24 protein-coding genes and 1 tRNA gene are annotated in these 26829 nt (G+C 67.6%); 5 read left to right on the top strand and 20 right to left on the bottom strand.

Annotation, left to right across the window (positions count from 1 at the left end; translation table 11 throughout):
- Positions 1-234 precede the first annotated feature (234 nt).
- The 7 genes from ASC95_RS04165 to ASC95_RS04135 all read right to left on the bottom strand — a co-directional run bounded on the left by ASC95_RS04165 (position 235) and on the right by ASC95_RS04135 (position 5324).
- On the bottom strand, positions 235-894 hold the full coding sequence (locus tag ASC95_RS04165; RefSeq protein ID WP_057296480.1) for a 2-hydroxychromene-2-carboxylate isomerase: 660 nt from the start codon (positions 892-894) through the stop codon (positions 235-237).
- Positions 891-1076, bottom strand: coding sequence for a DUF1289 domain-containing protein (locus ASC95_RS04160; RefSeq protein WP_057296479.1), 186 nt, complete (start codon positions 1074-1076; stop codon positions 891-893). The genes ASC95_RS04165 and ASC95_RS04160 overlap by 4 nt, the downstream gene beginning before the upstream one ends.
- A gap of 38 nt (positions 1077-1114) precedes the next feature.
- Positions 1115-1618 carry a YbaK/EbsC family protein gene (locus ASC95_RS04155; protein WP_057296478.1) on the bottom strand — a complete coding sequence of 168 codons (504 nt, stop codon included), beginning with the start codon at positions 1616-1618 and terminating at the stop codon, positions 1115-1117.
- 37 nt (positions 1619-1655) lie between these two features.
- The gene (locus ASC95_RS04150; protein WP_057296477.1) at positions 1656-2057 is read right to left on the bottom strand and encodes a hypothetical protein; all 402 of its coding nucleotides are present in this window, start codon (positions 2055-2057) and stop codon (positions 1656-1658) included.
- Positions 2058-2082: 25 nt separating this feature from the next.
- On the bottom strand, positions 2083-2475 hold the full coding sequence (locus ASC95_RS04145; RefSeq protein ID WP_057296476.1) for a DUF3224 domain-containing protein: 393 nt from the start codon (positions 2473-2475) through the stop codon (positions 2083-2085).
- Complete coding sequence (locus ASC95_RS04140; protein ID WP_162250709.1) at positions 2456-3721, bottom strand: cyanophycinase; 1266 nt, start codon at positions 3719-3721, stop codon at positions 2456-2458. The genes ASC95_RS04145 and ASC95_RS04140 overlap by 20 nt, the downstream gene beginning before the upstream one ends.
- Before the next feature lie 124 nt (positions 3722-3845).
- Positions 3846-5324 carry a cyanophycinase gene (locus tag ASC95_RS04135; protein WP_082567465.1) on the bottom strand — a complete coding sequence of 493 codons (1479 nt, stop codon included), beginning with the start codon at positions 5322-5324 and terminating at the stop codon, positions 3846-3848.
- A gap of 167 nt (positions 5325-5491) precedes the next feature.
- On the opposite strand from ASC95_RS04135, the gene ASC95_RS04130 reads away from it, so the two are divergent.
- Positions 5492-8194, top strand: coding sequence for a TonB-dependent receptor (locus tag ASC95_RS04130; RefSeq protein ID WP_057296473.1), 2703 nt, complete (start codon positions 5492-5494; stop codon positions 8192-8194).
- Here ASC95_RS04130 and ASC95_RS04125 read toward each other — a convergent pair.
- The 3 genes from ASC95_RS04125 to ASC95_RS04115 are packed head-to-tail and all read right to left on the bottom strand — an operon-like array spanning position 8187 to position 10009.
- On the bottom strand, positions 8187-8606 hold the full coding sequence (locus ASC95_RS04125) for a thioesterase family protein (RefSeq protein ID WP_057296472.1): 420 nt from the start codon (positions 8604-8606) through the stop codon (positions 8187-8189). The two genes, ASC95_RS04130 and ASC95_RS04125, sit on opposite strands and share 8 nt — an antisense overlap.
- Positions 8603-9226, bottom strand: coding sequence for a YceH family protein (locus ASC95_RS04120; RefSeq protein WP_057296471.1), 624 nt, complete (start codon positions 9224-9226; stop codon positions 8603-8605). Before ASC95_RS04120 ends, ASC95_RS04125 begins: the two co-directional genes overlap by 4 nt.
- Complete coding sequence (locus ASC95_RS04115; protein ID WP_057296470.1) at positions 9227-10009, bottom strand: SDR family oxidoreductase; 783 nt, start codon at positions 10007-10009, stop codon at positions 9227-9229.
- A gap of 132 nt (positions 10010-10141) precedes the next feature.
- Between ASC95_RS04115 and ASC95_RS04110 the strand changes: the two genes are divergently transcribed.
- The gene (locus ASC95_RS04110) at positions 10142-11818 is read left to right on the top strand and encodes an electron transfer flavoprotein-ubiquinone oxidoreductase (protein ID WP_057296469.1); all 1677 of its coding nucleotides are present in this window, start codon (positions 10142-10144) and stop codon (positions 11816-11818) included.
- Between the two features lie 36 nt (positions 11819-11854).
- Positions 11855-12670, top strand: coding sequence for a DUF72 domain-containing protein (locus ASC95_RS04105; RefSeq protein ID WP_057296468.1), 816 nt, complete (start codon positions 11855-11857; stop codon positions 12668-12670).
- A gap of 3 nt (positions 12671-12673) precedes the next feature.
- Here ASC95_RS04105 and ASC95_RS04100 read toward each other — a convergent pair whose 3' ends face one another.
- Positions 12674-15553 (bottom strand): pitrilysin family protein, encoded by a 2880-nt coding sequence (locus tag ASC95_RS04100; RefSeq protein ID WP_057296467.1) that lies wholly within the window; start codon positions 15551-15553, stop codon positions 12674-12676.
- Between the two features lie 123 nt (positions 15554-15676).
- Positions 15677-16294, bottom strand: coding sequence for an FMN-binding negative transcriptional regulator (locus ASC95_RS04095; protein WP_057296466.1), 618 nt, complete (start codon positions 16292-16294; stop codon positions 15677-15679).
- A 38-nt stretch (positions 16295-16332) separates the two neighbouring features.
- On the opposite strand from ASC95_RS04095, the gene fdhD reads away from it, so the two are divergent.
- Positions 16333-17097: a formate dehydrogenase accessory sulfurtransferase FdhD gene (gene fdhD / locus ASC95_RS04090; protein WP_057296465.1), complete on the top strand. Its 765-nt coding sequence runs from the start codon at positions 16333-16335 to the stop codon at positions 17095-17097.
- Between the two features lie 7 nt (positions 17098-17104).
- On the opposite strand, the gene ASC95_RS04085 is transcribed toward fdhD, so the two are convergent.
- From ASC95_RS04085 to cysS, 8 genes are all read right to left on the bottom strand, one after another.
- Entirely contained in the window at positions 17105-19177 is a 2073-nt protein-coding gene (locus ASC95_RS04085; RefSeq protein WP_057296464.1) for a GGDEF domain-containing protein, read from the bottom strand.
- Positions 19174-20172: a tripartite tricarboxylate transporter substrate binding protein gene (locus ASC95_RS04080; protein ID WP_057296463.1), complete on the bottom strand. Its 999-nt coding sequence runs from the start codon at positions 20170-20172 to the stop codon at positions 19174-19176. The genes ASC95_RS04085 and ASC95_RS04080 overlap by 4 nt, the downstream gene beginning before the upstream one ends.
- A 166-nt stretch (positions 20173-20338) precedes the next feature.
- A tRNA-Ser gene (locus ASC95_RS04075) sits at positions 20339-20432 on the bottom strand.
- Between the two features lie 48 nt (positions 20433-20480).
- The gene (locus ASC95_RS04070) at positions 20481-21761 is read right to left on the bottom strand and encodes an aspartate kinase (protein ID WP_057296462.1); all 1281 of its coding nucleotides are present in this window, start codon (positions 21759-21761) and stop codon (positions 20481-20483) included.
- Positions 21762-21821: 60 nt separating this feature from the next.
- Entirely contained in the window at positions 21822-23126 is a 1305-nt protein-coding gene (gene tilS, locus ASC95_RS04065; protein WP_082567464.1) for a tRNA lysidine(34) synthetase TilS, read from the bottom strand.
- A complete protein-coding gene (locus tag ASC95_RS04060; protein WP_057296460.1) occupies positions 23095-24066 on the bottom strand; it encodes an acetyl-CoA carboxylase carboxyltransferase subunit alpha in 972 nt (323 codons plus the stop codon). Before ASC95_RS04060 ends, tilS begins: the two co-directional genes overlap by 32 nt.
- A 103-nt stretch (positions 24067-24169) precedes the next feature.
- The gene (locus tag ASC95_RS04055; protein ID WP_057296459.1) at positions 24170-24799 is read right to left on the bottom strand and encodes a DNA-3-methyladenine glycosylase; all 630 of its coding nucleotides are present in this window, start codon (positions 24797-24799) and stop codon (positions 24170-24172) included.
- Entirely contained in the window at positions 24799-26172 is a 1374-nt protein-coding gene (gene cysS, locus ASC95_RS04050) for a cysteine--tRNA ligase (protein ID WP_057296458.1), read from the bottom strand. Before cysS ends, ASC95_RS04055 begins: the two co-directional genes overlap by 1 nt.
- A 119-nt stretch (positions 26173-26291) precedes the next feature.
- On the opposite strand from cysS, the gene ASC95_RS04045 reads away from it, so the two are divergent.
- A complete protein-coding gene (locus tag ASC95_RS04045; protein WP_057296457.1) occupies positions 26292-26819 on the top strand; it encodes a tetratricopeptide repeat protein in 528 nt (175 codons plus the stop codon).
- The last annotated feature ends 10 nt before the right edge of the window (positions 26820-26829 follow it).

Here is a 26829-nt window from a genome sequence, read left to right as displayed (position 1 = left end):
CCCACAGGCTTCCCTCACCGCGACTATTCACACCGCCTCTGACCGTGTTCTGACGCCAGTCTGAATCGAGGCTGACAAACTCCGCAGGAACCCGCAGTCAGCATTTCTCAATGCGAGATCAAATGACCCTCGCGGGTAAATCCTGAGACGTTTTGAATCATGCCTGCCGGCCTGCATGCCGGCAGTCCTTCGCGAGGCGTCGAACAAGCCGCAGGGCTTGTTCTTGGTCCGCGCTCAGTGTTTCCGGGTGATGCCAGGCCGTGGCTTGGCCGCTGATTCCCAAATGCCGCTGCGAAACCAAGGGTCGCCATCCAGCGCTGCACGCAGCATGGGCAGCGCATCCTGGCCCCAGAACAGCCGGCCTTCAAACTCGACTGTCGGCACACCGAAGACGCCCAGGGCCAGGGCCGCCTCGGTCTCGCTGCGCAAACGCTGCTTGACGGCCTCGCCGGCCGGATCCTGCGCGGGCGCAAGGCGTTCGGTCAGCGCGGCGATGCGGGTGGCGTCACTGGCATCGGCACCGGCGCCGCGCCAGACGTGATGAAAGAGCTGCTCGACGACCCAGCGCCCCGGGGTGTCGCCCGGCTGCCCTTGCGGCGCCGCACAGGCCCAGGCCAGGCGCAGCAGCGGCAAGGGGTTGAAGGGATGCTGGGCCGGCGGGTCCAGCACGATGCCCTGGGCATGCGCCAGCCAGGCCACCTGGCGGAAGGTCCAACGCCGCTTGGCCTCGATCTCGGCCGGGCCCTTCTGGCCCAGGGCCTGCAGCAGGGCCGCAAACAGGATGGGCCGGTAGACGACCTCGACGCTGTGGCCCGCCAGCGCTTCCGGCAGAGCCTCGAAGCCCAGGGCCGCGTAAGGCGAGATGGGGTCGAAGTAGAAGGTCAGCTGCTTCATCGGTCCTGCTCCTCACTCTGCGGCCAGGGGCCGAGCCACAGGCCGTGGCGGCGCATCTCGAGACGGCGCCCGGGCAGTTGATCAAGGATGTGACGCTGCACGGTCTCGGGCGCCCCGCCCCAGCCGGCGATCTCGTTGATGCTGCGTGCGCAGCCGCGGCACCAGCCGGTGGCGGCATCCATCTGGCAGATGTTGACGCAAGGCGAAGCGACCGCGGGTTTCACGTTTGAACCACGTCGATGACCGGCGCGCCGGTGATCTTTTCCAGTTCGTTCGGCGTCAGCTTGAACACGCCGTTCGGATGGCCCGCGGCGGCCCAGATGACGTCGAAGCGGAACAGCTCGCGGTCGATGAAGAGTTGAGGGGGTGCCGCGTCATCGCTGGGTGCGAAGCCGGCCGGTGACACGCCGCCGATGGAGAAACCGGTGCGCGCCTTGACGAAGTCGGCGTCGGCACGGCCCAAAGCGCCGGTGTGGGGCTTGAGCTTGGCCTCGTCGACACGCCTGTCGCCCGAGGTGATGACGAGAACGGCCGCGTCATCGGCCTTGCGCCGGAAGACGACGGACTTGGCGATCTGGCCCAGGGTCACGCCGAGGGCGTCGGCGGCCTCCTGGGCAGTGCGGGCGGCCACGTCCAGCCACAGCGGCTGGTGGGGATGGGCCAGGGCCGCGAGTGCGGCGCTGACGCGCTGGAAACCTTCGGGTCGGGGTTCGGTGTCTGCCATGGCCACGATTGTGTCGCGGCCAGGGCAGGCCGTTCGATCAGTCGTGGCCCTTGCCTTTGCCATGCCCCTTGCCGTGGCCCTTGCCTTTGCCGCGATCCTCACCCTGGTCGTTGTCGTTCTGCGGCCTGGCGTAGCGTTCCTGGTACCAATCTTCCTTGACGAAGTAGACCGGCACGCCGCAGGCGTTGTACTGGGCGCAGTGCTTGTCCCAGTGCTTCTGGTGGCCCGGCGGGATGCGCATATAGACGGGCGCAACATGCACGGGCTGGCGCTGCACCCAGACAGGCTGAGCCATCACGACAGGCGGCGGCGCGGTGTTGCCGATGTCGATGCGGCCGTAGAAGCCCGGCTGGCCGATCTGCACGGACACGCCGACGTCGGTCGCATGGGCGGCGCCGGCCGCCAGCAGCAATGAAATGAGGCGCAGGGTGTTCTTCATGGTGTCTCCTTGCTTCGGGCCAGTTTTAGGCCTCGGGCAGCGTGAAGTCGAAATCGTAGAAATGCTGGTGGCCTTCGACGCGGATGTTCATGCGGCCCGCCAGGCCGGCCAGTGCGCCGGTGCCGGAGTCTGGCACAACAGTGATCGCCAGGCTGGGCTTGCCGCGCTCCATCAGGCCATGGTGCACAAGCGCGAAGCTGCCCTCGCGGCCCTGCAGGCTGCCGGTCACGGTCTCCAGCGCCACATAGGCCGCCGAGCCGGCGACGCTGCCGTGCGTGGCCAGCATCTGGCCGGCGCCACGGGCCTCGAGGGCGCCGCGATATTGCTTGTCCAGCACCATTCGGCCGAGGGCCGGGCTGGCCGCCTCGGCGGCCTGGGCCGTCATCCCCACCGTGAACTCACCGCTGACCGTCGCCATCACCACTCTCCTTCGAACCGTGCCGGCTCGCCAACGCCGATTCGACCACGGGCTGCCCCTCGGCGGCGAGGGGTGTGAACAGTGGTTTGGCGACTCGCACGGGAATGACATCCAACCGGGCGTGCAGCACCGTGTAGTCCTCGCCGCCGCCGCGGACGGCACTGCGCCAGCCGACGAAGCCGGGGGCACGGCGCAGCCGGAACTCGAAGCCGACGTCGGGCGCCGGATCGTCGGCGTGCGCACGGGCGCGGTAGGCGAGGCCGCCCACCTCGGGCTCGGGGCCGTCGAGCAGCTGAGTCAGCGCGCAGAGGATGCAGCCGTCGCCGAGGATGTCGAGGAAGAACCGGTCGGACTGCAGGCGCGGCTTGAACTCCGGTGCGCCAGGGTCGATGCGGGGCTCGCGCTGCTTGTGCGGCGCCGGCGTCGTCTCGCCGCTGGCCAGGTCGTGGCAATCGCCATGGTCGAGATAGGACAGGCGCACGCCCTGCAGGTTGAAGGCCGGCAGCGCGGCGTCACGTGTCGCCTCGCCAAGGTCGACGAGGACGGCGCCGCTGCCGCCGATGACCTCGAGTTGTCCGCCCTTGATGACGACGGCCGCGTTCTCGTCCACACCCAGGCCCAGGCGGCAGCCCAGGGACTGCAAAGCCGGCAGCATGCGGCCGATGCGGCCGCGCTTGAGGAAATGCTGGTCGATCAAAAGATCGGGGCCGAGGAAGGCCAGGCCGCAGTCGTATTCCAGGCCCGGCCGCCACTGGCCCTTGAGGACGGCCAGGTTGTCCATGGCGTCGCGGAACATCATGCGGCTCATGACCGCGGCACCGGCACTGGTGCCAGCGATGACGCCACCGCGCTCGAAGACCTGGCGGATGGCCACCAGCATGGCCGTCGGCTCGCCGCCCGGCTGCAACGTGTCGACGATGAGCTCCTGGGCGCCCCCGGAGAAGAAGACGGCGCGGCAGGCGGCGACGCGGGCGATCAGCGCAGCGTCGTGCAGCGCGCCCCGCAGGTCACCCTCTTCAAGGTTGGGGGCGACGGGAATGATTTCGGCATGCGCGCCGCAGCGTTCCAGCGCAGCGGCGATCTGGGCCGCGACGCGCTCGGGCTCATAGGCCGCGGTCGGAAAGACGGCGATGGCCGCACCGGCGCCCCCGGCCTCGTCGACGATGCGCTGCCAGACGGCGTCGCTGTCAGCTTTGAGCGCGCCGCCGATGACGATGACGGTGCCGACAGGGGAGTGGTTGGGCAAGATGGGTGCCGGGCAGGCGCAGTTCACGAGCCCGACATCTTGGCAGGCTCCCGCGCAATCGGACAGCGGGTCAGGCCCGAGGAAAAGCAACGCTTGTGACCAAGCGCTGCAGCCGACTGCCGACTCACTGGCCCGAGGGCGCCGATGCTGCGGGAACGCTCGTGGCGGGCAGGCTGGCCGCAGGCTTGGGTGGCCCCGACCAGCCGCCATACAGGGGCATCGGCAAGCGCACCGGGCTGATGTCGAGGTAGAGGTTGGTGACCGTGAACTGCTCACCGCCGAACTCCTCGGTGCTCCAGCCGAGCGAGTCGGAGCCCTTGTAGAGGCGGAACAGGAAGCCGAGCTCGGCCAGCGGGTCGTTGGTGCGCGGCAGCACGTCGAAGGCCAGGCCCTTGACCTCCTTGCGCACGCTGTCGATGAGGCGCGTCATCGCGTTGGAGATCGTCGAGTCCCCCATCATGTCGAGGTGGAAGACGTCGTCGATGTAGCTGGGCTTGAAATTGGGCGACTCGGCGTCATGCAGCTCACCGCGCAGCTTGGGCGCCGACGGCGTCGTCGAGCGTGCACGCAGGTGGTAGCGGTCGCCATGCTCAAGGTAGGACAGGCGGGCGCCCTGCACGTTGAAAGCGCCCAGCGAGGGATCGCTCTTGGCCTCGGTCAGGTCCACGACCAGGCAGCCACGGTCGCCAATGACCTCGATCTCGTCACCGCGGATGATGGCGGCGGTGTTCTCGTCCACGCCCAGGCCGATCTTGTAGCCCTTGGCGATCATCAGTGGAATCATGCGGCCGAAGCGGCCGCGCTTGAGGAAGTGCTGGTCGACGAACAGATGCGGGCCGACGAAGCCCAGCCCGCGATCGATCTGCTTGCCATCCGAAAAGCGCCCCTTGAGGATATTGATGTTGCTGGGCGGGTCGCGGAACATCACGGTGCTCATGATGGCCGCACCGGCCGACGTGCCGGCGATGACGCCGCCCTTGCGGTAGACGTCCCAGATCGCCTCCAGCATGGGTGTGCTCTGGCCACCGGGCTGCAGCACATCGACGATGCGTTCCTGCACACCACCCGTGAAGAAGATGCCCTTGGCGGCCTTGACCTTGGCGATCAGGGCCGGGTCGCGCACGACCTTGCTCAGGTCCACCCACAGGAACTTGGGCGCCACCGGCAAGGCCTCGGCCACGGCGCCCCGGCGTTGCAGCAGATCCACGATCTGCTTGGCGCTGGCCTCGGGATCTTCGCTGGCGGTGCCGAAAACGACGAAGCGCGCGCCCTTGCCGCCGGCCAGTTGCACGATGCGTTGCCAGACCTCCTCGTTGTCGGCCTTCAGCGCGCCGCCAATGGGCACGGCATAGCCGCGGATGGCGGGCTCGGATTCGGGCAACGGCTGCAGCGCCCCGGGGGCATGCGCCGGGGCGGCCGGAACGGCAGACGCGGCCTTGGCAGGCGCCGGTGCCGCGGCGCGGGGTGCCGAAGCCGGCGTCGACGGACGCAGCAGGCGGAAGCCCTGCGACGCGCTCGCCGCGGGTGCCGTCGCCGGCGGAGCCGCCTGTACGCCCATGGCCGCTGCCATTGCCGCCACACCGGCCCAGATCCATGCCCTCATGCCCTCTACCCTCCTTGGTCAGACTGCGCATGATGACAGAGCGCCGATGACCATTCGCCCCTAATTCAAACGACGAGGGCGTGGCGCGTACGAGACGAATCGCCGCCTTGGGGCCCGGCAGCTAGCGCCGCCATGCCTAGACTCGCCCGAACCACGGAGAGCCGCCCATGAAAACCCCCTGCCCTTCCCGCATTGCCGTCACTGCTGCTGCAGCGGCCCTGCTTGCGCTGAGCTGCGCCGCCCAGGCCCAGTCGACGCTGGAACGCGTCGAGATCACCGGCACGGCGATCAAGCGCATCGAGGGCGAGACGGCGCTGCCGGTGCAGGTCATCACACGGGGCGAAATCGACAAGGCCGGCGTGACGACGGCCGCTGAGCTGATCGCCCGCATCAGCGCCAGCGCCAACAACCTGACCGACGGCGGCAGCGTGGCCTACGGGGGCTTTCGCGACCAGATGGGCTTCAACGCGGCCAATCTGCGCGGCCTGGGCGTGTCGTCCACCCTGGTGCTGCTGAACGGCCGCCGCGTGGCCAACTTCGCCTCGCCCGGCGACGCGGCGGGCGTGGACCTGAACAGCATCCCGGCCGCCGCCATCCAGCGCGTTGAGATCCTGCTCGACGGCGCCTCGTCGCTGTACGGCTCCGACGCCATCGGCGGCGTCATCAACTTCATCACGCGCAAGGACTTCAGCGGCGTCGAGATCAACGCGCTGGCCGGCAACACCACCGAGGGCCATGGCGCCGCCAAGCGCTCGGCCACCGTGGCCGGCGGCTTCGGCGACTTTGGCCGCGACGGGTTCAACATCTTCGGCGTACTGGACGTGCAGAAGACCAGCAGCCTGAACGCCTCCAAGCGCCAGTTCATCAAGGACCTGGACATTCCGGGCCGGCTGCCGGACCTGCTGTCCAGCGCGAGCTTCCCGGGCAATATCCGGCTGTCCAACTACCAGCGCGACACGCTGAAAAGCGAGGGCTACAAGAGCAACGGCACGACGGTCATCGACTCCAAGACCGTCAATCCGGCGGCTGCCGCCGGCTGCAACCCGCCGGCCAGCCTCTACCTGCCAGACGGCATCGGCGGCGCGGATGGCTGCACCTTTGATTACATGCGCGATATCGAGCTGTATCCGAAGTCGAAGAAAAGCAGCCTCTTCGGCCGCGGCATCTTCAACCTCGGCGGCGGCCACCAGGCCTTTGCCGAGGTGTCGCTGGCGAGGGCGCGCACCCTCTACACCGGCACGCCCAACCGGGTCGATGCCGACATGGACGTGTCCCGTGTGCCGGCCTTCGCGAGCAGTGCGCTGAACAGCTTGGACGCCGACGACGAGGAGCGCATCATCACCGTACGCACCCGCCTGTCCGAGGCCGGCCTGCGCACCAGTGAACTGGTGTCGACCACCCAGCGCGTGGTGGCCGGCATGACCGGCTTGGTGAGCGGCTGGGACTATGAATGGGCGCTGAACCACAGCACCAGCAAGGTCTCCGACCGGGACTACCAGGGCTATCTGAACGAGCAGATGATCCTGGATGGCTTCGCCAACGGCACGCTGAACGCCTTTGGCCCCTCCAGCGCCGCCGGCCTGGCGCTGTACGAGAAGTCGCAGATCCGCGGCGAGGTGCGCCACGCCACCGGCAACATGGACAGCCTGGACTTCAAGGCCTCCAAGTCGCTGACGCAACTGGCCGGCGGCGACCTGGCCGTGGCCATCGGCGGGGAATACCGGCGCGAGAAGCAGAACTACCACCAGTCCGACGCGCTCAAGCAAGACCTCATCCTCGGCGAGACCACGCAAGGCCCGGACTCCGACTTCGGCAAGTCGCGCAAGGTGGCTGCCGTGTTCGGCGAGCTCAGCGCGCCCATCACCAAGCAGCTGGAGCTGTCGGCCGCGCTGCGCTATGAGCATTACCAGGTCAGCGGCGGCGCAGCCAGCCCCAAGCTGGGCCTGAAGTACGTGCCGATGCCTGAGCTGCTGCTGCGCGCCTCCATCGGCAAGGGCTTCCGCGCACCCAGCCTGTCGGACCTGTACCGCCCCGTTACCGAAGGTCAGTCAGCCACGCTGGTCGACCCCGTCTGCATGGCCGCCGACCCAACCAACACGCCCACCGACTGCTCGGACATCTGGATTACGCGCAACTTCAGCAATGCCAAGCTCAAGCCCGAGAAGTCGCGCCAGTTCTCGCTGGGCATCGTCTTCGAACCGCGGCGCGGCGTCGGCCTCAATGCCGACTACTGGAACATCGAGAAGAGCAACCTGATCAGCACGCTGGGCGTGGACGTCATCCTGGGCAACCTGGCCAAGTACGGCAGCCTGGTCCACCGCGATGAAGACGACGCCATCGAGGCCATCGACCTCTTCAAGGAGAACCGCGGCAAGCAGCGCATCTCCGGGCTGGACCTCGGTGTCAACCTCAACGGCCTGAAGACCGGATTCGGCCAGTTCGGCCTGCGCGTCAACGGCACGCTGACGCTGAAGTCCCAGCAGCAGACCGGCGACGGCGACCCCTTCGTCAACAATCTCGGCGTCTTCATCAACGACGGCGTCGTGCAGCGCTGGCGCCACACGGTCAGCCTGGATTGGGAAACTGGCCCCGTGTCTATGACGTTGTCCAACAGCTATCTGCAGGGCTACAACGACCAGCACATCATCGGCAAGCCCGACCGCAAGGTGTCCGCCTACTCGCTGTGGAACCTGTCGGCCGGTTGGGAGGCCAACAAGTCGACGACGCTGCGCGTCGGCGTGCAGAACATGCTCAACAAGGCGCCGCCGTTCTCGCAGCAGGCCTGGTTCTTCCTGTCCGGCTACGACCCCAGCTACACCGACCCGCGCGGGCGCTACATCTACGCCAGCTTGAAGTACGCCTTCAGGTGACGAGGTTTCTCACCCAGTCCGGCAGGGCAATGGCCTTGTCGGTCTGCGCGTCGAACCACAGCGTCGTCGCGCCGCCCTCGGCGTAGATGACGCCGGGTTCGTCGGCGCGCTCCAGCGTGATCCAGGTCTCGAAGCTGGTTCGGCCCGCGTCGCTGACGTAGTGCCTGGCCAGCACCTCACCTGGCGCCTTCAGCTGGCGATAGAAGTTGCAGAAGGCGTTGACGATGACCGGCCCCTGCCCGCCCGGGTTGGGCGCGGCGCCGATCTGCGTCAGCCAGTCGACGCGCGCGATCTCCAGATAGCGGAAATACAGCGTGTTGTTGATGTGGCCCATCGCATCCATGTCGCCCCAACGCATCGTGATGCGGCACTCATAGGTGAGCTTCTTCTTGGCCGGGACGATGTATCTCATGGCGTGATGCCGAGTTCCGCGGCGATGCGATTGACGAGGCTGCGCAGTGCGGCGACCTCGGCACGCAACAAGGCGACCTCTTCATCGCGCGGTTGAGCGGCGGCCGCTGCCTGCTGTACGGACGCGACGGGCCCGCACAGCAAGTGGGCCCAGCGTGCCTCACGGGCACCCGGGGCCCGCGGCAGCTTGATGGCAAAAGGCTGCTCGCGCTCTGACAGCTCCTCCAGGAAGCCCTCCACCGACGACACATCGGCAAAGCGGTGCAGCCTCTCGGTGTTCTGGCGCAGTTCGGCCGCCGTCTGCGGGCCGCGCAGCATCAGCTGGGTCAGCAGCGCCATCGCTGCACCCGGCACGCCCATGCCGCGCGCGAAGTTGTGCTCATAGCGCACCACGCGGCTGCCGCTGACCGTCGTGACCAGGTGCAAGGCCTTCAGCTCCTCCACGGTGGCCAGCACCTCGGCCTCGCTGACGTCCATGACCGGGTCGCGCGCCGTCTTCTGGTTGCAGCCCGCTGTCAACGCATTGGCGGACAGCGGATAGCTGTCCGGCACGGTGCTTTCCTTCTCGACAAGAACGGCGAGGACGCGAGCCTCCAGCGGGGTCAGGTCTCGCTTCAGCATTCAGACTCCGAATCCGTCATCGGCCTGGATGACCGCGCCATTGATGAAATGGCTTTCGGTGGCGCACAACATCAGCAGTGACGTATCCAGATCCTTCGGTTGGCCGACGCGCTTCCTGGGCAGCATGTCGACCAGCTTCTTGCCCTGCTCGGTGCCCCAGTGGTGGTGGTTGATCTCGGTGTCGATATAGCCCGGGCAGATGGCGTTCACGTTGATGCCGTAGCGGCCCCACTCCAGCGCCATCGCTCGCGTCATGTGGATGACCGCGGCCTTGCTCATCGCATAGACGCCAATCTGGCCCAGCACGCGCAGGCCGGCCATGGACGCGACGTTGACGATGCGCCCGCCGATGAAGGTGCCTGGCGCCGAGCCGCGCGCGCGGGCCAGCATGCGCTTGCCCACCTCCTGCGCGACGAAAAAGGCGCCGCGCGTGTTGGTGTCCATCACGTAGTCGTAGTCGTTCTCGGTGACGTCGGTGAGGCGCTGCGTCGTGGACACGCCGGAGTTGTTGATCAGGATGTCGAGCGTGCCGACTTCGGTCTCGGCGTGGGCCACCGCGCTCTTGATGCTGGCCACGTCGGTCACGTCCAGCTGCACCACATGGGCATCGCCGCCATTGCCCTCGATCTCGGCGCGCAGGTCCTTCAGCCGCTCGACGCGCCGGCCCGCCAGCACGACGCAGGCGCCGGCCTGGGACAGGGTCTTGGCGAACTGCGCGCCCAGGCCGCTGGACGCACCGGTGATCAAGGCCACGCGGCCTTCGAGATTGATGGAGTAACTCATGGGACTGCCTTCCGAGTGGGTTGCGTCCATCCTACCGGTCTAGACCGCGCAACCTAAAAAAGCACGATCGTTCGGTTCGCAATCCAGCCTCTCTAGAATCGCGCGCAATTCAAAAGCTGACGGAGAACCTGCATGACGTCCGAAGAGATCCTCGCCCAGTTCGGCCCCCGTGAGTCCATGGAATACGACGTGGTCATCGTCGGTGGCGGCCCGGCCGGCCTGGCCACGGCCATCCGCCTGAAGCAGCTCAAGCCCGATGCCAACATCGTCGTGCTGGAGAAGGGCTCGGAGCCTGGCGCTCACATCCTGTCGGGCGCCGTGATGGACCCGCGTGCGATGGAAGAGCTGTTCCCGAACTGGAAGGAACTCGGGGCGCCGCTGAACCAGGCCGTGTCCGGCGACGACGTGCTGTTTCTGTCCGAGACGGGCAGCCAGCGCACGCCCGACTGGCTCGTGCCTCGCAATTTCCACAACCACGGCTGCTACGTCATCAGCCTGTCCGACGTCGTCAAGTGGATGGCGCAGCAGGCCGAGGGACTCGGCATCGAGATCTTCCCCGGCTTCGCCGCCGCTGAGGTGCTGTACGACGAGCAGGGCCGTGTGAAAGGCGTGGCCACCGGCAACATGGGCCTGGGCAAGGACGGCGAGCCGACCGACCACTTCCAGCTCGGCATGGAACTGCTCGGCAAATACACAGTGTTTGCCGAAGGCGCCCGTGGCCACCTGGGCAAGCAACTGTTGGAGAAGTTCAAGCTGAGCGAAGGCAAGGACACGCAGACCTATGCCATCGGCGTGAAGGAGCTGTGGGAGGTTCCGGCGGACAAGGCCCAACCCGGCAAGGTCGTGCACACGGCCGGCTGGCCGATGGAGGGCGACACCTTCGGCGGTGGCTTCCTCTACCACCTGGAAGGCAACAAGGTCACGCTGGGCTTCGTCATCGGCCTGGACTACGACAACCCCTATCTGAGCCCGTTCGAGGAGATGCAGCGCTGGAAGGCCCACCCGGCCATCCGTGCCCACATCGAGGGCGGCAAGCGCATCGGCTACGGCGCCCGCGCCATCAACAACGGCACGCCGCAGGCCCTGCCCAAGACGGTGTTCCCCGGCGGCTGCCTGATCGGTTGCGACGCCGGCTACCTGAACGCCGCGCGCATCAAGGGCAGCCACGCTGCCATCAAGAGCGGCATGCTCGCCGCCGAAGCATTGGCGCCCGCGCTGGAAGCCGGTCGCGCCCAGGACGAGCTGGCCGCCTACCCCGCGGCCTTCGAGAAGAGCTGGCTGAACGAGGAACTGCAGCAAACGCGCAACTTCAAGCTCTGGTTCAAGAAGGGCAAGACGACCGGCCAGCTGATGACGGGCATCGAGCAGTGGCTGCTGCCCAAGCTGGGTGTCAAGAACCCGCCTTGGACGCTGCACAACCACAAGGGCGATCACCAGTCGCTGCGCCCGGCCGTCGAATGCAAGCCCATCAGCTACCCGAAGCCCGATGGCAAACTGACCTTCGACCGCCTCTCGTCGGTGTTCATCTCCAACACCAACCACGAGGAAAACCAGCCGGCCCACCTGACGCTGAAGAACAACTCCGTGCCGGTGCAGGTCAACCTCGCCAAATACGCCGGCCCGGAGAGCCGCTACTGCCCGGCAGGCGTCTACGAGTTCGTGCCCAACGAGACCGGCAGCGGCGAGCGGCTGCAGATCAACGCGCAGAACTGCGTGCACTGCAAGACCTGCGACATCAAGGACCCGACGCAGAACATCGTCTGGGTCACGCCCGAGGGCGGCGGCGGTCCTAACTACGCGGGCATGTAAGCTGACGGCTCTTCTCTTCTGGACGGAGCGGATGGCATGGCAGACGGCAAGATCAGGGTCGGTATCGGCGGCTGGAATTTCGAGCCCTGGCGCGACAACTTCTATCCCAAAGGCTGGCCCCAGGCGCGTGAGCTGGAGTACGCCAGCCAGCGCCTGACGGCCATCGAGATCAACAGCACCTACTACGGCGCGCAAAAGCCCGCCACCTTCGCCAAGTGGCGCGACACCGCGCCCGAGGGCTTCATGTTCTCGCTGAAGGCCATCCGCTTCGCGACGCAGCGGCGCGTGCTGGCGGACGGGGCCGACTCCATCAAGCGCTTCATCGACAGCGGCATTGCCGAACTCGGCGACAAGCTCGGTCCCATCGTCTGGCAGCTGGCGCCGACGCACAAGTTCGACGCGGCCGACCTGACGGCCTTTCTGGAACTGCTGCCGGCCGAGGTCGACGGCCTGAAGCTGCGCCATGCACTCGATGTGCGCCACGCCAGCTTTCAATGTCCCGAGTACCTGGCGCTGGCCCGGCAGTACAAGGCCGCGACGGTGTTCACCGAGTCCGACGACTACCCACCGATTGCCGAGCCGACGGGCGACTTTGTCTACACCCGCATCATGCGCACCCACTCGGACGAACCGCTGGGCTGCAAGCCCGAGGTGTTCCCGGCGCTCGCAATCGCCGCGCAGACCTGGGCCGAAGGTGGCGAGCCCGACGGCGTGCCGCGCATCGAGCCTGCACCGGCCGAAGCCGCAGCGCCGCGCGACGTCTTCGTCTACTTCATCAGCGGCGCCAAGGAGCGCGCGCCGCATGCCGCGATGGCGCTGCGCCGGGCGCTGGGCGAGACGGTCGAGTCCTAACGCCTACGACCCGGCGGCGCGCGCGACCACCTCGACGGGCGGACGCGGCGCGATGTGATCATGGAAATAGGCTTGCACGTCCTCCGCCTTCACGGCCTGCAACCCGGCGACTTCGGCCAGCATGGCGTCCTTCATGCGCGGATCCGCCTGGATGCGCGCCAGCCAGCTGACCCAGTACGACGGGCTCTCGGGCTCCTTCAGCACACTCTCCACCCGAGGCTGCCTGGCACGTTGCAGCTCGTCGGCGCTGATAGGCTGGTCGGCCAGCTCGCGCAGTTGCGCGCGCAGCAGCTCGCGGACGGCGTCGAACTTCTCCGGTGGCGTTTCGATGTTCACGAAGAGGCGCCCCGAGCCCGGCACGTCCAGCGAGGCGGAAGCCCCAGCGAGCGGCGAGTAGGTGATGCCCAGCTTCGCGCGCACGGTTTCCACCAAGCGGGCCTGCAGCACCGCGCCGGCCACGCGGCCGGTGTACGACAGCGCTGGATTCGTCCAGTGGTCGGGCATGGACCAGTACCAGCCCAGCACCGCCTGGTCGGCCCGACCGCGGTGGTAGACCACGTGGGGCGCACCGCCGACCGTTACGGGCTCGGCCTTCAGCGCGGCACGCGGCTGCCGTGGCCGCTCGTCGCCGGCGCCGAAGGTGGCCTGCGCGGCGGCGATGGCGGCGTCTTCGCTCACGTCGCCGACGATGAAGATGTCCGGGGCGCTGGCCAGCGCCGATTTCAGGATGACGGGCAGCTCGTCGGCGCGCGTGGCCCTCACGTCGGCAGCGCTGGGCGAGATGCCAAGGCGCGCATCGCCGCGGTTCATGACGCGCGACACCTCGCGCTCATGGACTGCGGCGGGCCGTGCCTCCAGCGAGGCCACCTGCGATCCTCCCAGCGCGGCCAGCTTCTCGCCGAACTCGGGGCGGAAGCCGGGGTCGCGGGCATGGGCCGCCAGCAGTTGCATCTGGGCCAGCAGGTCGGCGGGGCGGGTCATGCCCGACAGCATGAAAGCGTACTGACCCACGCTGAAGCCGAGGTCGATGCGCTTGCCGCTGAGCTGCCGCCACTGCCAGATTTCCGCCGTCGACCGCTGCACGGTGCCCCCCATCGGCAGTGAGTAGCCCAAGGCCCAAATGGCGTGCCAATGCCTGGCGGCGATGCCGGCGCGCCCCTGGCCCAGCTGAACCCGTACGTTCACCCTGTCCTTCTGCAGCGAGGTGCTCTTGATCACCAGCTGCGTGCCGTTGGCGAACTGGACATTCGTCGTGCCCAACTCGACGTCCTGGGTGCGGGCCACGATGGCGCTGGGCGGGCCGAAGTCGGTGTAAGGCCAGTCCGTGGCCGCGACGGCCACCGGCTCAGCGATCGGCCGTGTCATCGCATGGGCCAACTGCTGGGTCACTTTCTCCACACCGAAGGCGCCGGTCTGAGTGCTGCGGAACAGCAGCGGCTGGGCGCCTGCGAAGCACAGGCGCAACGCGGCGGTCAGCTCTTCGGGCCGGAGGGCGGCCAGCAAGGGTTCGGTCTCGGTCAGCGCCTGCTGCGCGCTGAGGTGCGGGGCATGCGGCTGGACCGCGTTGATCAGCCGGTCCGCAATGGCCGCGTGCGGTCGCGTGGGCTCCTGGGCCAGGCGGGCCTGCATCTGGCTGCGCACGCCCGGCAGCAGGCGCTGCAGGTCTGCCTGGGTCACACCATGGACCAGCAGTAGCCTCAGCTCGGCCACTGCCGCGTCGAGCGCGTCGGTCCATCGCCCCGGTTGCGCGTGCACCGCCAGTTGGGCCAGCCCAGTCACCCGGTAGACGGAGGCCTGGACGCTGGCCGTGGCGCCGATCAAGGGGCTGCCCGGCTGCTGCGCGCGATCCCTCAGGCGCTGGTTGAGTGCACTGACTGCCAGACCCTGGACGAGGAACTCACGCGACACCGCCGGCGTGTGCGGGCGGATATCCACTGGCCGCAACCAAGTCAGCGTGAGCGCGCTCGGGGCGTCCGGAGCCACGAACTCGACGGTCGGCCGTGTCGGCCGGGCCACGCCCAGGTCGGGCGTGTCGGGCGGCGTGGCGTTGCGCCAGTCGGCAAAGCGTTCGCGGATCTGGCGCTCCACGGCGTCCACGTCGATGTTGCCGACGACGATCAGCGTGGCGTTGTCAGGCCGGTAGTTGGCCGCGTAGTAGCGGCGCAGTCGCTCGGTCGTGGCGGCCTGGACGGTCTCGATGCGGCCGATGGGCAGGCGCTGCGTCACCCGCGTCCCCTCCAGCTGCTGTTGCAACTGGGCGAAGGCGGCTCGCATCACCGGCACATCGCGTACGCGCTCCTCGGACAGGATCACCCCCTTCTCCCGCTCGACGAGCCGCGGGTCCAGCGTCAGCCGGTCGCCGATCTCGCGGAACAGCATCAGCCCCGTGTCCAGCGCGGCGGCGTCGGCCTTGGGGAAGTTGAAGTGGTAGATCGTCTGGTCCAGCCCGGTCGAGGCGTTGGTGTCGGCCCCGAAGCGCAGGCCCTGGCGCTGCAGCATGCGGACGACCTCGCCGTCCGGCACGTTGGCGCTGCCCCGGAAGGCCATGTGCTCCAGGAAATGGGCCAGCCCGCGCTCCTCGTCGCGCTCCTGCAGCGAGCCCGAGCCGATGCGCATGCGCATGGCCACGCCGTCCTTGGGCGTCTCGTTGCGCTGGAGGGCATAGCGCAGGCCGTTGGGCAGGCGGCCGAAACGCACGGCCGGGTCGGGCGTGCGCTGCGCCAGCTCATAGCCCCACAGCGGCCCGACTGATCGCTGCTCGGCGACGGGTCCAGTGAGCGCCACATCGGCAAACACATGCGGTGCCAGCAAGGACATGGCCAGTGCGGCAGCCAGCGCCGTGGCGCACCGGCGGAAGTTCAGCGGATGGCTTGTCTCGATCATTCGCGTTTTCGTCCCGATCGCCTTGTCATGAGGCGGCCGGACGGTAGCGCGCGGGCACGGCGAGACCGGATCAAACTCCTGAGCGATTGCGGGGCAATATTTCCCAATCCACCCCTGGGCCGCTCAGGCCTGCAGCCGCGCCATCCACGCGGCCACGTCGCGCGCCTCGGCTTGTTGCGAAGCCGCCAGCGCGTCGCGGATGCGCTCGCGTTCCACCGCCGCGCGGTTCTGGCTCAGCTTGAGCTTGAGCTCCCAGCGCGTCACGCGGATGCGAAAGCCGACGATGGCGCCCAGCAGCTTGCGCTGGTAGTCCTCGTTGAGGCCACGCCACTGCTCGGCGTACTCGGGCTCGAAGCGGCCGATGAGGCGCTTCAGCAGCCCGTCCTTGTCGGCCTGGCCGTCGATCAACTCGATGTCGCCATAGGCATGCAGTGCCGCATAGTTCCAGGTCGGCACGTTCTGCACCGCGTCATAGTGGCTCGGGCTGATGTAGGCGCTCGGGCCGCTGAAGACAGCCAGCAGGCTCTTCTGCTGTGACAGCCAGCCCCAATGTGGATTGGCGCGAGCCATATGGCCTTCCAGCACAAGGCCGTCCTGCTGCGGCACGACGACCAGCGGCAGATGGCTGCCGAAGCTCTCGCCCTGCGCGTCCGGCCCGATCAGCAAGGCCAGCGGATGCTCACCGATCAGGCGCAGCGCATGTTCGAGGTCGGCAGACTTGAAGTGGGCGGGCAGGTACACAGCGACTCCGGCAAAGCGAGGCTTCTATCATCGCCGCCATGGAAACCGAGGCCGCGCTGCGGACATTGAAACCCCTGAATACGGCGACCGAAGAAGAGGTGGCTGTCGAGGTGCCCGTGGCGCTGACGGTCAACGAAGTCTCCCAGGCCGTCATGCTGGCCACGCCGGCCGATCTGGAGGACTTCGCCCTCGGCTTCGGTCTCGCGGAAGGCTGGTTCACGTCGCGGCGCGAACTGCTGGACGTCGAGATCGAGACGCGGCCCGAAGGCATCGAACTGGCCTTGACGGTGACCGCCGCCTGCGAGCAGCGCCTGAAGGTGCGCCGGCGTACGCTGGCGGGCCGCACCGGCTGCGGCCTTTGTGGCGTCGAAAGCCTGGCCTTGCTCGGCGCGCTGCAACCCGCCGCCGTCGTTGCGCCAACGCTCGCCTCGGGAGCTCTGGACCGTGCCCTCACTGCCTTGCCCGCCGCCCAGGTGCTCAATGCGCGTTGCGGTGGCCTGCATGGTGCGGCGTGGTGTCTGCCCAGCGGCGAACTGCTGCTGGTGCGCGAGGATATCGGCCGCCACAACGCACTGGACAAGCTGACCGGCGCCCTTGCCCGCAGCGATGCCGACGCACGCAAGGGCTTCGTGCTGATGTCCAGCCGGGCCAGTTTCGAGCTCGTGCACAAGACGGCGATGGCCGGCGTCGGCTTGCTGGCCTGCATGTCTGCCCCCAGCAGCCTGGCCATTGCGACCGCGCGCGGCCTGGGGCTGGAGCTCTGGGCCTTCGTGCGCGGGGGCCGCGCAACGCGCTACGCCTGACGGCCGGTCATCGTGCCGCCGCCGCGGCCCGCACCTCGTCCTGCGCCTCGCCTTCGCCAGCCAGGAAACAGCGCATGACGATCTGGTCGCGCCCGCCGCGCTTGGCCTCGTACAAGGCTTCGTCGGCCGCTGCATACATGACTTCGGGCGTCAGACTGGAGGTCGGCCCGGCCCACCAGGCCAGGCCGAAGCTGGCCGTCACCACCCGTTGCGGGCTGCCCTCGTGGGGCATGGCCAGGCCATGCAAGGCGGCGTTGAGCTGCTCGACGAAATCCAGCGCCATCTCGGCCGACGTGGCCGAGAAGATCACGCCGAACTCCTCGCCCCCCAGACGGAACAACGCATCGGTGGAGCGTTTGAGGGAGTCCTTGAGCGTCTGTGCCAGGGCCTTGAGGACGGCATCGCCAGCCTGGTGACCGTAGCGGTCGTTGTAGGCCTTGAAATGATCCACATCGAGCATGCACAGCGCCACGGCCTGGCCGCGCTGGGCGCCGGCCAGGGCAGCCAGGCAGACATCATTGAAATGACGCCGGTTGAAGGCGCCGGTCAGGGCGTCGACGATGGCCAGGTCGCGCAACTGGCGGTTTGCCGCCTCCAGGGCGCGGGCGTCGTCATACAGCCGCTGCTCGTCAGCCTTGCGGCGGGAGATGTCCATGTGCGTGCCGGCCAATCGCAGCGGGCGCCCCTGGGCGTCACGCTCGAAGACGCTGCCGTTGCTCTGCACCCAGACCCAGTGGCCATCGGCGTGGCGCATGCGGAACTCGGCGGTGTAGCGTTCGTCCGCGCCACTGAAATGGCGCTTCATCGCCAGGCTCGACTCGATGAGATCGCCGGGATGGCAGAGTCTTTCCCAGGTCGTTCTCGTCACGGGTTCAAGTTCGGCGCGGCTGCGGCCCAGCATCTGGGCCCACCGCTCGTTGACGTTGAGCCGGCCGGTGTCGATATGCCAGTCCCAGGTGCCGGCCGCCGTCCCGTCCAGCACATTGGCCATGCGCTGACGATCTTCAGCCAGGTCCGCCTCGGTCCGCTCCAGGTGGCGCCTGACGACGAGGCTGCGCGCCACCGCCAACGCGACGAGCAGGGTTGCCAGGCTGCCTGCGGCCAGGACCAGCAGGGGTGTCTGGTCACCTTCCCCAGCCAGCGCGCCGGGCCGAGGCCTGAGCACCAGTTGCCAGAGGCGCCCACCCACGTCGATGCTCAGCGCCGTGTCGCGCTCGTCGGACTGGAAGGGCTCACTGCCGGCCGATGAATAGATGAGCCGGTGCTTCTCCTCCTGGTCGAAGACGAAGACATCCAGGCCATTGGCGTCAGCCCGCAGCGCCGCCTCGGCCATCAGCGTCGGCAGCTCGATAACGCCGGCCAGGAAGCCCGTCAGCTCGCGACGACGCGCCTCGACACCCGCCGGCTGTGTGCCCCGGTAGGTCGGCGCAGATACCGCAAAGCCGCTGATGGCGACCGCCTGCTGGCCAAGCCGGATCAACGGAAATGTCTCGGACGCGATGGGCACGCCGGCATCGCGGGCGAGCAGCTTGGAGCGCATGCGGCGCGGGTCGAAGGCCATGTCCACACCCACGGCGGAGCCGTTCTCGGGCCAGGAATAGCGCACCGGCACATGCACGTCGCGCTCGCGCGCGGCGATGAGCCCCTCGCCCTGGTATTGCGACGCCGGCTCGACGACGCGATAGCCCGGTTGCTCCAGATTCGCCTGCCTCTCGAACTCTGCCAGCTGCGCATGCGGCACGACGGGCTGCCACTCCAGCAAGGTCAGGGCCGAGGAGTCGGTGACCAGGCCGGCGCCATAGCGCGCAAATTGAGCGCGCGTCAGCCCCGGTTGGGCCGACAACATCCGGCTGGCCGCCTGCAGTGTCTCCACCACCCTCACCAATTGCAGATCAAAGGCACCCACGACGCTCTGCCCCATGGCGTTCAACAGCTCGCGCTGCTGGCCCGCAACCTTCAGCGCCAGCGCGCGATAGGCGCCCACGCTGCCTGCCAGGCCCACCACCAAGATGAGCACGACCAGCGTCGCATCCACGACCCAGGGCCAGAGCCGACGACGCGAAAGGCCGTCCGAGCTCATGGCCGGGCCTCCAGCGTCGTCACGAGGCGCTCATAGAACTGCCCCTGCTGGCGCAAGTACGGCGTCGGGTCCTTGACTGCTTGGATGCGGGCCGACGCGTTCAGCGCTTCGGTGCCGGCCTGCCACTCAGGATCGGCGGCCACCTTGTCGAGCAGCACGCGCCAGCGCTGAACGGCCCCGGCCGGCATGCCGGCTGGCCCGAGCAGGGCCGACCAACCCTGCAACTGCTGCATATCGCGCAGGCCGAGCTCGGCGGCGTTGCGCAACTGCGGCAGCGACCTCAGCCGCCCCTGGGCCGTCGTCATCAACCCACGCAGCGCGCCCGACTGCACGGCCGGCACGATGCTGCGCGCGGTGTTGCAGCTGAAATCCACATCGCCATTGAGCAGGGCCTGGGTGGCCAGTGAGTCCTGGCCGAAATGCACCGGCTTGGCCGCGTCGCCCGGCAGGCCGCTCAATGCCAGCAGATAGCGCACGGCGAGGTTTTGCAGGCTGCCGGCGCCGCTCGTGCTGTAGCGCAACTGCCCTGGTGCCGCGGCGATGGCTGCCAGCAACTCGCGCATGGACCCAATGGGCGTGCTGCTGCGGACGGCGCAGATGAGTGGCGCCTGGTCGAGCACGGCCAGCACCGTGAAGTCACTCAACGGCGCCGCCGTGCGTGGCGATAGTGCCGGCAGGATGGCAACGCTGCCCACCCGCGCCAGCAATAGCGACATGCCATCGGGCGCGGCTTGCCTGACAGCCCGCCCGGCTGCGGCACCCAATTCAGCCGTCAGATGGACGATCTCGAAGCCCGGGCCGCCAACGCGTGTCGCGCTCTGGACGAAATTTCGCGCCGAGTCGTCGGCTTCGCCGCCGGCCATGAAGGGCACGAAAAGCCGGACGGCGGCGGGCGACGCTGGCGGAGCGTGTGTGGGTGGCTGCACGGCCCGAGCGGCCCCAGCGGCCAGCAGACCGCCAGCCAGCACCAGCAGGGTGATGAGGCCATGCCCCATCCGATTTATTGCCTTGATCGCCACGTGGCGATCATAAATAACCGAATCACTCGGCAATTTGGCAAATTTGGACTCGAAACGATCAATTCGTGACGAATCGCCTGGAAGCACCGCTGTTGGCACGCCGAAAAGAAAAGCCCGTCGCAAGGACGGGCTTTGATGTGTTTGGAGGAGACGGAGGGATTCGAACCCTCGATTCGCGTTTTAGCGCAAATACTCCCTTAGCAGGGGAGCACCTTCGGCCACTCGGTCACGTCTCCAGCACAGCCCCGCATTCTATACCAGTGCAGAGCGATTTCAGACGGAAATCAGGCCGTGGCGGTGGCTTCCTGATCCAGGTCGAAGGCCTTGTGCAGGGCGCGCACGGCCAACTCCATGTACTTCTCGTCGATGACGACGCTGGTCTTGATCTCGCTGGTGGAGATCATCTGGATGTTGATGCCCTCTTCGCTCAGCGCCCTGAACATCTTGCTGGCCACGCCGACATGCGAGCGCATGCCGATGCCCACGATGGAGACCTTGCAGATCTTGGGGTCGCCGACGACCTTGCTGGCGTTGGTGGCCGGGCCGACGGTGTTCTGCAACAACTCCATCGTGCGCGCGTAGTCGTTGCGATGCACGGTGAAGGAGAAGTCGGTCTTGCCGTCGTGGGAGACGTTCTGGATGATGACGTCGATGTCGATGTTGGCCTCGGCCACGGGGCCGAGGATCTGGAAGGCGATGCCGGGCTTGTCGGGCACGCCGAGCAGCGTCACCTTGGCCTCGTCACGGTTGAAGGCAATGCCCGAAACGACGGCTTGTTCCATGTTGTCATCCTCTTGTTCGAAAGTGATCAGCGTGCCGGAGGCGGCCTCTTCAGTGATGTCGATGTCCCACGGGGTGAAGCTGGACAGCACGCGCAGCGGCACGCGGTACTTGCCGGCGAACTCCACGGAGCGGATCTGCAGGATCTTGGAGCCGAGCGACGCCATCTCCAGCATTTCCTCGAACGTGATGGTGCTCAGGCGACGCGCCTCGGGCACCACACGCGGGTCGGTTGTGTAGACGCCGTCCACGTCGGTGTAGATCAGGCATTCGGCGGCCTTCATCGCCGCGGCGATCGCCACGGCCGACGTGTCGGAGCCACCGCGGCCCAGCGTCGTGATGTGGCCTTCCGGGTCGATGCCCTGAAAGCCGGTGATGACCACCACCTTGCCCGCCGCCAGATCGGCACGCACGCGGACGTCATCGATGCTCTCGATGCGGGCCTTGGTGAAGGAGGAATCGGTGGCCACCGGCACCTGCCAGCCGGCGTAGCTGACGGCTTCCAGCCCTTCGGCCTGCAGCGCGATGGCCAGCAGCCCGACGGAGACCTGCTCGCCGGTGGCGGCGATGGCGTCCATCTCGCGCATCACGGCGGGCGTCATGCTGGTGGGCGACAGCTCCTTGGCCAGACCGAGCAGCCGGTTGGTTTCGCCGCTCATCGCCGAGGGCACGACCACCATCTGGTGGCCGGCGCGCACCCATTTGGCGACGCGCTTGGCCACGTTGCGGATGCGATCGGTGGACCCCATCGAGGTGCCGCCGTACTTGTGGACGATCAGAGCCATGTGTTTGAGCGAAGGCTGGAAGAGTGAGCTGCCGGGACGGATGCTCGCAAACCCCAGATTTTATGCGGCAGTCCCGCCCTCGCCTTCGCTCTGCGGCAAGGCTGCGTCCTCCAGCCAGCGCAAGGACAGCTTCGGCTCATCTTGATCGGCGAAGGCACGGGCGTCCATGCCAAGCCCGGCCACGGCGATGAGGCGCTGCTGCGCGTCGAAAAGCAGCGGGCCGCCGCGTCGCCACGGCGGCAGACCGGCTTCCTGGCAGGCCTTCTTGAGGGCGCGCCGCACGGAGGCCGGGGCGCGTTGGAATTGCTCGCCGCCCGTGCGAGCGCGCTGGGTCAGTTGGGCGAGTCGCGCCACCGCGATCCCGGGCGAGGCCGGCTCGACAAGCCAGGCGCCCTGCCAGGCCGGCTGAGGATGCAGGCCGGGGCGACTCAGATCCAGCATCGAGGTCGCCGGTGGGGCGGCCGGTTCGGCGGCCCAGTAAAGGCCGTCGCGATAAGCGTGCACGACACCACCGGGCGCTGGCCAGGACAGCGTGGCGCCCGATTGCCATTCAGACCGCAGTCGCTCGACCAGGCTGGCGGGCACGCTCGTGTACTGCGACAGCCAGGAGCGCAGCGCGTTGCTTGCGCGGGCAGGCGACAGGCGAAACACGGCGGCCAGATCCAGCCGCTCGACCGTCGCGAGCGCCCCAAGGTCGGATGCCGCAACTTCCGCGGCCAGTTCCTCAGCCTCCTGGGCCCAGCGCGCCGACCGGGCCAGGCCCGCCTCGGCCGCCGCAAAGGTTGGCCAAAGCGTCTGGCGCAGCCGGTTGCGCGCATGGCGCGGGTCGGCGTTGCTCGGGTCTTCGATCCAGCTGAGCCCATGCTGCTCGGCGTAGGCGCGAATGAGGTCGCGCGGCTGATCAAGCCAGGGCCGCGCCCAGCAGACGCCGTCGCGCCATTGCGCCCTGGGCATGCCAGCAAGGCCTGCCGTGCCGGCACCGCGCAAAGCCTGCAGGACGAAGGTCTCCGCCTGGTCCTGACGGTGATGGGCCAACAGCAGCAGATCTGCACCCGCCGCGACAGCCATGTTATGCAGGGCGCGATGCCGGCCCGCATGAGCCCAGGCCTCCACGCTGTCGCCGCGCGCCGGCGATCCGCTCAGCCGCGTGCAGACAAAAGCCGCTCCGAACTCATGCGCCACGCGCTCGCAATGCGTGACCCAGTCGTCGGCCTGCGGCTGCAGGCCGTGGTGGACATGAAAGGCAACGACCCTGTTGCCTTGCGCCGCGCGGGCGGTCGCATGCAACAGGGCCGTGGAATCCAGGCCGCCGCTGAATGCGACGGCGACCGCATCACCTGTTCTTGGTGTCGCCGAATCGGCCATAGGCCTGCAGGCGCTCGTAGCGGCGGTCCACCAGTTCACGAGTCTTGAGGTCGCTGACCTGGCGCAACGCGTCGCTCAACGCGCGCTTCAGGTTGGACGCCATCTGCTTGGCGTCGCGGTGCGCGCCGCCCACCGGCTCGCTGACGATCTTGTCGATCAGGCCGAGCGCCTTCAGGCGGTGGGCTGTGATGCCCAGGGCCTCGGCCGCATCGGAGGCGCGCTCGCTGCTCTTCCACAGGATGGACGCGCAGCCCTCCGGCGAAATGACGGAATAGGCCGCGAACTGCAGCATCAGCACCTGGTCGGCCACGCCGATGGCCAAGGCACCACCCGAGCCGCCCTCACCGATGACGGTGGCGATGATGGGCACTTCGAGCTGCGCCATCTCGAGGATGTTGCGCCCGATGGCCTCGCTCTGGCTGCGCTCCTCGGCACCGATGCCAGGGTAGGCGCCCATGGTGTCGATGAAGGTGAAGACCGGCAGGCCGAACTTCTCGGCCAGCTTCAGCAGGCGCAGCGCCTTGCGGTAGCCCTCAGGGCGCGGCATGCCGAAGTTGCGCAGCGTGCGCTCCTTGGCATCGCTGCCGCGCTGGTGGCCGATGACCATGCAGGCCTGGCCGTTGAAGCGCGCGATACCACCGACGATGGCCGCGTCGTCGGCGAAGTGGCGGTCACCGTGCAGTTCCTGGAACTCGGTGAAGACTTCCGAGCAGTAGTCCAGCGTCTGCGGGCGCTGCGGATGGCGGGCGATCTGGTAGACCTGCCAGGGCGCCACGTTGGAGTAGACGTCCTTCGTCAGCTGCAGGCTTTTCTTGGAGAGGCGGTCGATCTCCTCGGAGATGTCGACCGCCGACTCGCTCTGCACATAACGCAGCTCTTCGATCTTGGTCTCGAGCTCGGCGATGGGCTGCTCGAATTCCAGAAAATGTTTTTTGCTCAATGGATCCCCTCGTCCGGTGAGTACGCCGGCTGATCCCTTGACGGGTCTGTCGGCTCTGGAGCGTCCCGGCGTGCGGCCCGCTCCGGGTGGTTGAACAATGACCTCAATAGTCCACAGGCAGCGGGTCGAGGCTGCGCCAAATGTACCAAACCGCTACCGAACGGTAGGGCGCCCAGGCGTCGCCGACTTCGCGCGCCTCGGCGCGCGAGACGGGCTCACCGGAAAAGTAGTTCTGGCTGATGCCCTTCAGCAGGCCGATGTCATCCAGGGGCATCACATTGGGGCGCATCAAGTGAAAAATCAAGAACATCTCGGCCGTCCAGCGGCCGATGCCCCGAATGGCGACCAGCTCCTCGATGATGGCTTCATCGTCCATCTGCGCCCATTGGCGCACATGAACCTGGCCAGTGTCGAAATGTTCCGCCAGGTCGCGCAGGTATTCGACCTTGCGGGCGGACAGGCCGGCGGCGCGCTGCTCGTCCACACCCAGGCCCAGCACGGCGGCCGGCTGGAATTTTGTCATCAGCGCCATCCAGCGATTCCAGACCGACTGGGCCGCCTTGACGGAAATCTGCTGGCCGACGATCGAGCGCGCCAACGTGGCGAAGGCGTCGCCGCGGCTCTGCAGGCGGGCCTCGCCGAACTGCGGGATGAGCTTTTTCATGACCCGGTCGCGCTTGACCAGGTGTCTGCAGGCCTCGTCCCAGTAGGCCGGGATCACTTCCGGTGGCATCAGCTCTTCACCCAGGTCGTGCCGTCGGCACCGTCCTTCAGCATGATGCCCTTGGCGGACAGCTCGGCGCGGATCGCGTCGGCACCCGCAAAGTCCTTGGCGGCCTTGGCGGCAGCGCGGGCCGCGATGCGCTCCTCGACCCAGGCAGCGTCATCAACGCCCGAGCCGCCCTGCAGATAGGCGCGCGGCTCCTGCTGCAGGATGCCCAGCACGCCGGCCAACGCCTTCAGCAAGCCGGCACGCTGCGCTGAGCGATCACGGTTGACTTCGTTGACCAGGTCGAACAACACGGCGATGGCCCCGGGCGTGCCGAAGTCCTCGTCCATCGCCGTCTTGAAGGCAGCGGCGCTGGGCTCGGCCCAGTCGATGGCGATGTCGGCGGGCGGCACGGCGTCCAGCGCCGTGTACAGCCGCGTCAGCGCTGCCCGCGCGTCTTCCAGGTGGGTATCGCTGAAGTTGAACGGCCGGCGATAGTGGGTGCGCAGCATGAAGAAGCGCAGCGTCTCGCCGTCGAACTTCTGCAGCACGTCGCGGATGGTGAAGAAGTTGCCCAGACTCTTGGACATCTTTTCGCCATCGACGTTCAGAAAGCCGTTGTGCAGCCAGTAGCGGGCAAAGGGGTAGCCTGCACCCTCGCTTTGCGCGATCTCGTTCTCGTGATGGGGGAACTGCAGGTCAGTGCCACCGCCGTGGATGTCAAAGCTTTCGCCGAGCAGGGCGCAACTCATGGCCGAGCATTCGATGTGCCAGCCCGGGCGACCCTCACCGAAAGGCGCGGCCCACTTGGCGTCGGCGGGCTCCTCCGCCTTGGCGGCCTTCCAGAGAACGAAGTCCAACGGGTCCAGCTTGCCGTCGTCTACGGCCACCCGCTCGCCCGCGCGCAGGTCGTCGATGCTCTTGCCGCTCAACTTACCGTAGCCGTCGAATTTGCGCACTGCGTAGTTCACGTCGCCACCTTCAGCGCGATAGGCCAAGCCACGCTCTTCCAGGCGCTCGATCAGCGACAACATCTGCGGCACATACTCGGTCGCACGCGGCTCGTGATCGGGGCGCAGCAGGCCGACGGCGGCAAAGTCCTCGTGCATCGCCGAGCTCATCTCTTCAGTGAGCTGACGGATGGTGATGCCGCGCTCGACGGCACGCTTGATGATTTTGTCGTCGATGTCGGTGATGTTGCGCACATAGGTGACGCCATAGCCACTGGCGCGCAGCCAGCGGTAGATGACGTCGAACGCCATGTTCATGCGCAGATGTCCCATGTGGCACAGGTCGTAGACCGTGATGCCGCAGACGTACATGCGCACTTGGCCAGGCACGAGCGGTTGGAAGTCTTCGAGAGTGCGGCTGAGGGAGTTGTGAACGCGCAGGGACATGGAGAAGCGAAGGCAGCAGCCACCAACAAGAAGCCCCGCACCGGGTCCGCCCAGGCGGGGCTCATAGAATGATTTCAGTATAGCGGCCGACCCTGAAGCCGCCCCCCGCTACAACCCTCATGCGCCTGCCCTTCCCCACCCTCGCGTTGCCCTGCCTGCTGATCCTGGCGCTGGCAACCACGCCGGTCCGCGCCGACGACCTTGCCAGCGCCCAGCGGCTTTGGCTGGCCGGCCAGAAGAGCCAGGCCGTCGAGCAGGTCGAGCAGGCGCTGACGCGTCAGCCTGATGATCTGCAACTGCGCTTCGCTCTGGGCGTCATGCGCATGGAACTGGGCGAGCCAGCGAAGGCGACGGCCATCTTCACGCGCCTCACGCAGGATTTTCCCGACCTGGCCGACCCCTACAACAACCTCGCCGTGTTGCACGCGGCCGCTGGCGAACTCGATGATGCCAAGGCCGCACTGGAGCAGGCCCTGCGCCTGAATCCCGACCACGCGCAGGCCCAGGAAAATCTTGGCGACGTGCTGGTACGCCTGGCTCTGCGCGCCTACCAGCGTGCCCAGAAGTCGGCCCTGATGCCCAGCGACACGCTGGCCGGCAAGATCAGCCGCACGCTGGCCCTGACCCGCGAATTGCGCACCCGCTAACGACTCGCCT

The organism is Pelomonas sp. Root1217, assembly GCF_001425705.1.
In the GTDB taxonomy this organism is placed as follows: domain Bacteria; phylum Pseudomonadota; class Gammaproteobacteria; order Burkholderiales; family Burkholderiaceae_C; genus Pelomonas.
Note: the sequence above shows the minus strand (reverse complement) of the source record. Positions and strands in the feature narration are given on the sequence as shown.

What these genes read in the sequence shown, in the direction of transcription:
- ASC95_RS04165 (WP_057296480.1), bottom strand. Translation starts at nt 894, where the DNA reads ATGAAGCAGCTGACCTTCTACTTCGACCCCATCTCGCCTTACGCGGCC.
- ASC95_RS04160 (WP_057296479.1), bottom strand. Translation starts at nt 1,076, where the DNA reads ATGGATGCCGCCACCGGCTGGTGCCGCGGCTGCGCACGCAGCATCAAC.
- ASC95_RS04155 (WP_057296478.1), bottom strand. Translation starts at nt 1,618, where the DNA reads ATGGCAGACACCGAACCCCGACCCGAAGGTTTCCAGCGCGTCAGCGCC.
- ASC95_RS04150 (WP_057296477.1), bottom strand. Translation starts at nt 2,057, where the DNA reads ATGAAGAACACCCTGCGCCTCATTTCATTGCTGCTGGCGGCCGGCGCC.
- ASC95_RS04145 (WP_057296476.1), bottom strand. Translation starts at nt 2,475, where the DNA reads ATGGCGACGGTCAGCGGTGAGTTCACGGTGGGGATGACGGCCCAGGCC.
- ASC95_RS04135 (WP_082567465.1), bottom strand. Translation starts at nt 5,324, where the DNA reads ATGAGGGCATGGATCTGGGCCGGTGTGGCGGCAATGGCAGCGGCCATG.
- ASC95_RS04130 (WP_057296473.1), top strand. Translation starts at nt 5,492, where the DNA reads ATGAAAACCCCCTGCCCTTCCCGCATTGCCGTCACTGCTGCTGCAGCG.
- ASC95_RS04125 (WP_057296472.1), bottom strand. Translation starts at nt 8,606, where the DNA reads ATGAGATACATCGTCCCGGCCAAGAAGAAGCTCACCTATGAGTGCCGC.
- ASC95_RS04120 (WP_057296471.1), bottom strand. Translation starts at nt 9,226, where the DNA reads ATGCTGAAGCGAGACCTGACCCCGCTGGAGGCTCGCGTCCTCGCCGTT.
- ASC95_RS04115 (WP_057296470.1), bottom strand. Translation starts at nt 10,009, where the DNA reads ATGAGTTACTCCATCAATCTCGAAGGCCGCGTGGCCTTGATCACCGGT.
- ASC95_RS04110 (WP_057296469.1), top strand. Translation starts at nt 10,142, where the DNA reads ATGACGTCCGAAGAGATCCTCGCCCAGTTCGGCCCCCGTGAGTCCATG.
- ASC95_RS04105 (WP_057296468.1), top strand. Translation starts at nt 11,855, where the DNA reads ATGGCAGACGGCAAGATCAGGGTCGGTATCGGCGGCTGGAATTTCGAG.
- ASC95_RS04100 (WP_057296467.1), bottom strand. Translation starts at nt 15,553, where the DNA reads ATGATCGAGACAAGCCATCCGCTGAACTTCCGCCGGTGCGCCACGGCG.
- fdhD (WP_057296465.1), top strand. Translation starts at nt 16,333, where the DNA reads ATGGAAACCGAGGCCGCGCTGCGGACATTGAAACCCCTGAATACGGCG.
- ASC95_RS04085 (WP_057296464.1), bottom strand. Translation starts at nt 19,177, where the DNA reads ATGAGCTCGGACGGCCTTTCGCGTCGTCGGCTCTGGCCCTGGGTCGTG.
- ASC95_RS04080 (WP_057296463.1), bottom strand. Translation starts at nt 20,172, where the DNA reads ATGGGGCATGGCCTCATCACCCTGCTGGTGCTGGCTGGCGGTCTGCTG.
- ASC95_RS04070 (WP_057296462.1), bottom strand. Translation starts at nt 21,761, where the DNA reads ATGGCTCTGATCGTCCACAAGTACGGCGGCACCTCGATGGGGTCCACC.
- tilS (WP_082567464.1), bottom strand. Translation starts at nt 23,126, where the DNA reads ATGGCCGATTCGGCGACACCAAGAACAGGTGATGCGGTCGCCGTCGCA.
- ASC95_RS04055 (WP_057296459.1), bottom strand. Translation starts at nt 24,799, where the DNA reads ATGCCACCGGAAGTGATCCCGGCCTACTGGGACGAGGCCTGCAGACAC.
- cysS (WP_057296458.1), bottom strand. Translation starts at nt 26,172, where the DNA reads ATGTCCCTGCGCGTTCACAACTCCCTCAGCCGCACTCTCGAAGACTTC.
- ASC95_RS04045 (WP_057296457.1), top strand. Translation starts at nt 26,292, where the DNA reads ATGCGCCTGCCCTTCCCCACCCTCGCGTTGCCCTGCCTGCTGATCCTG.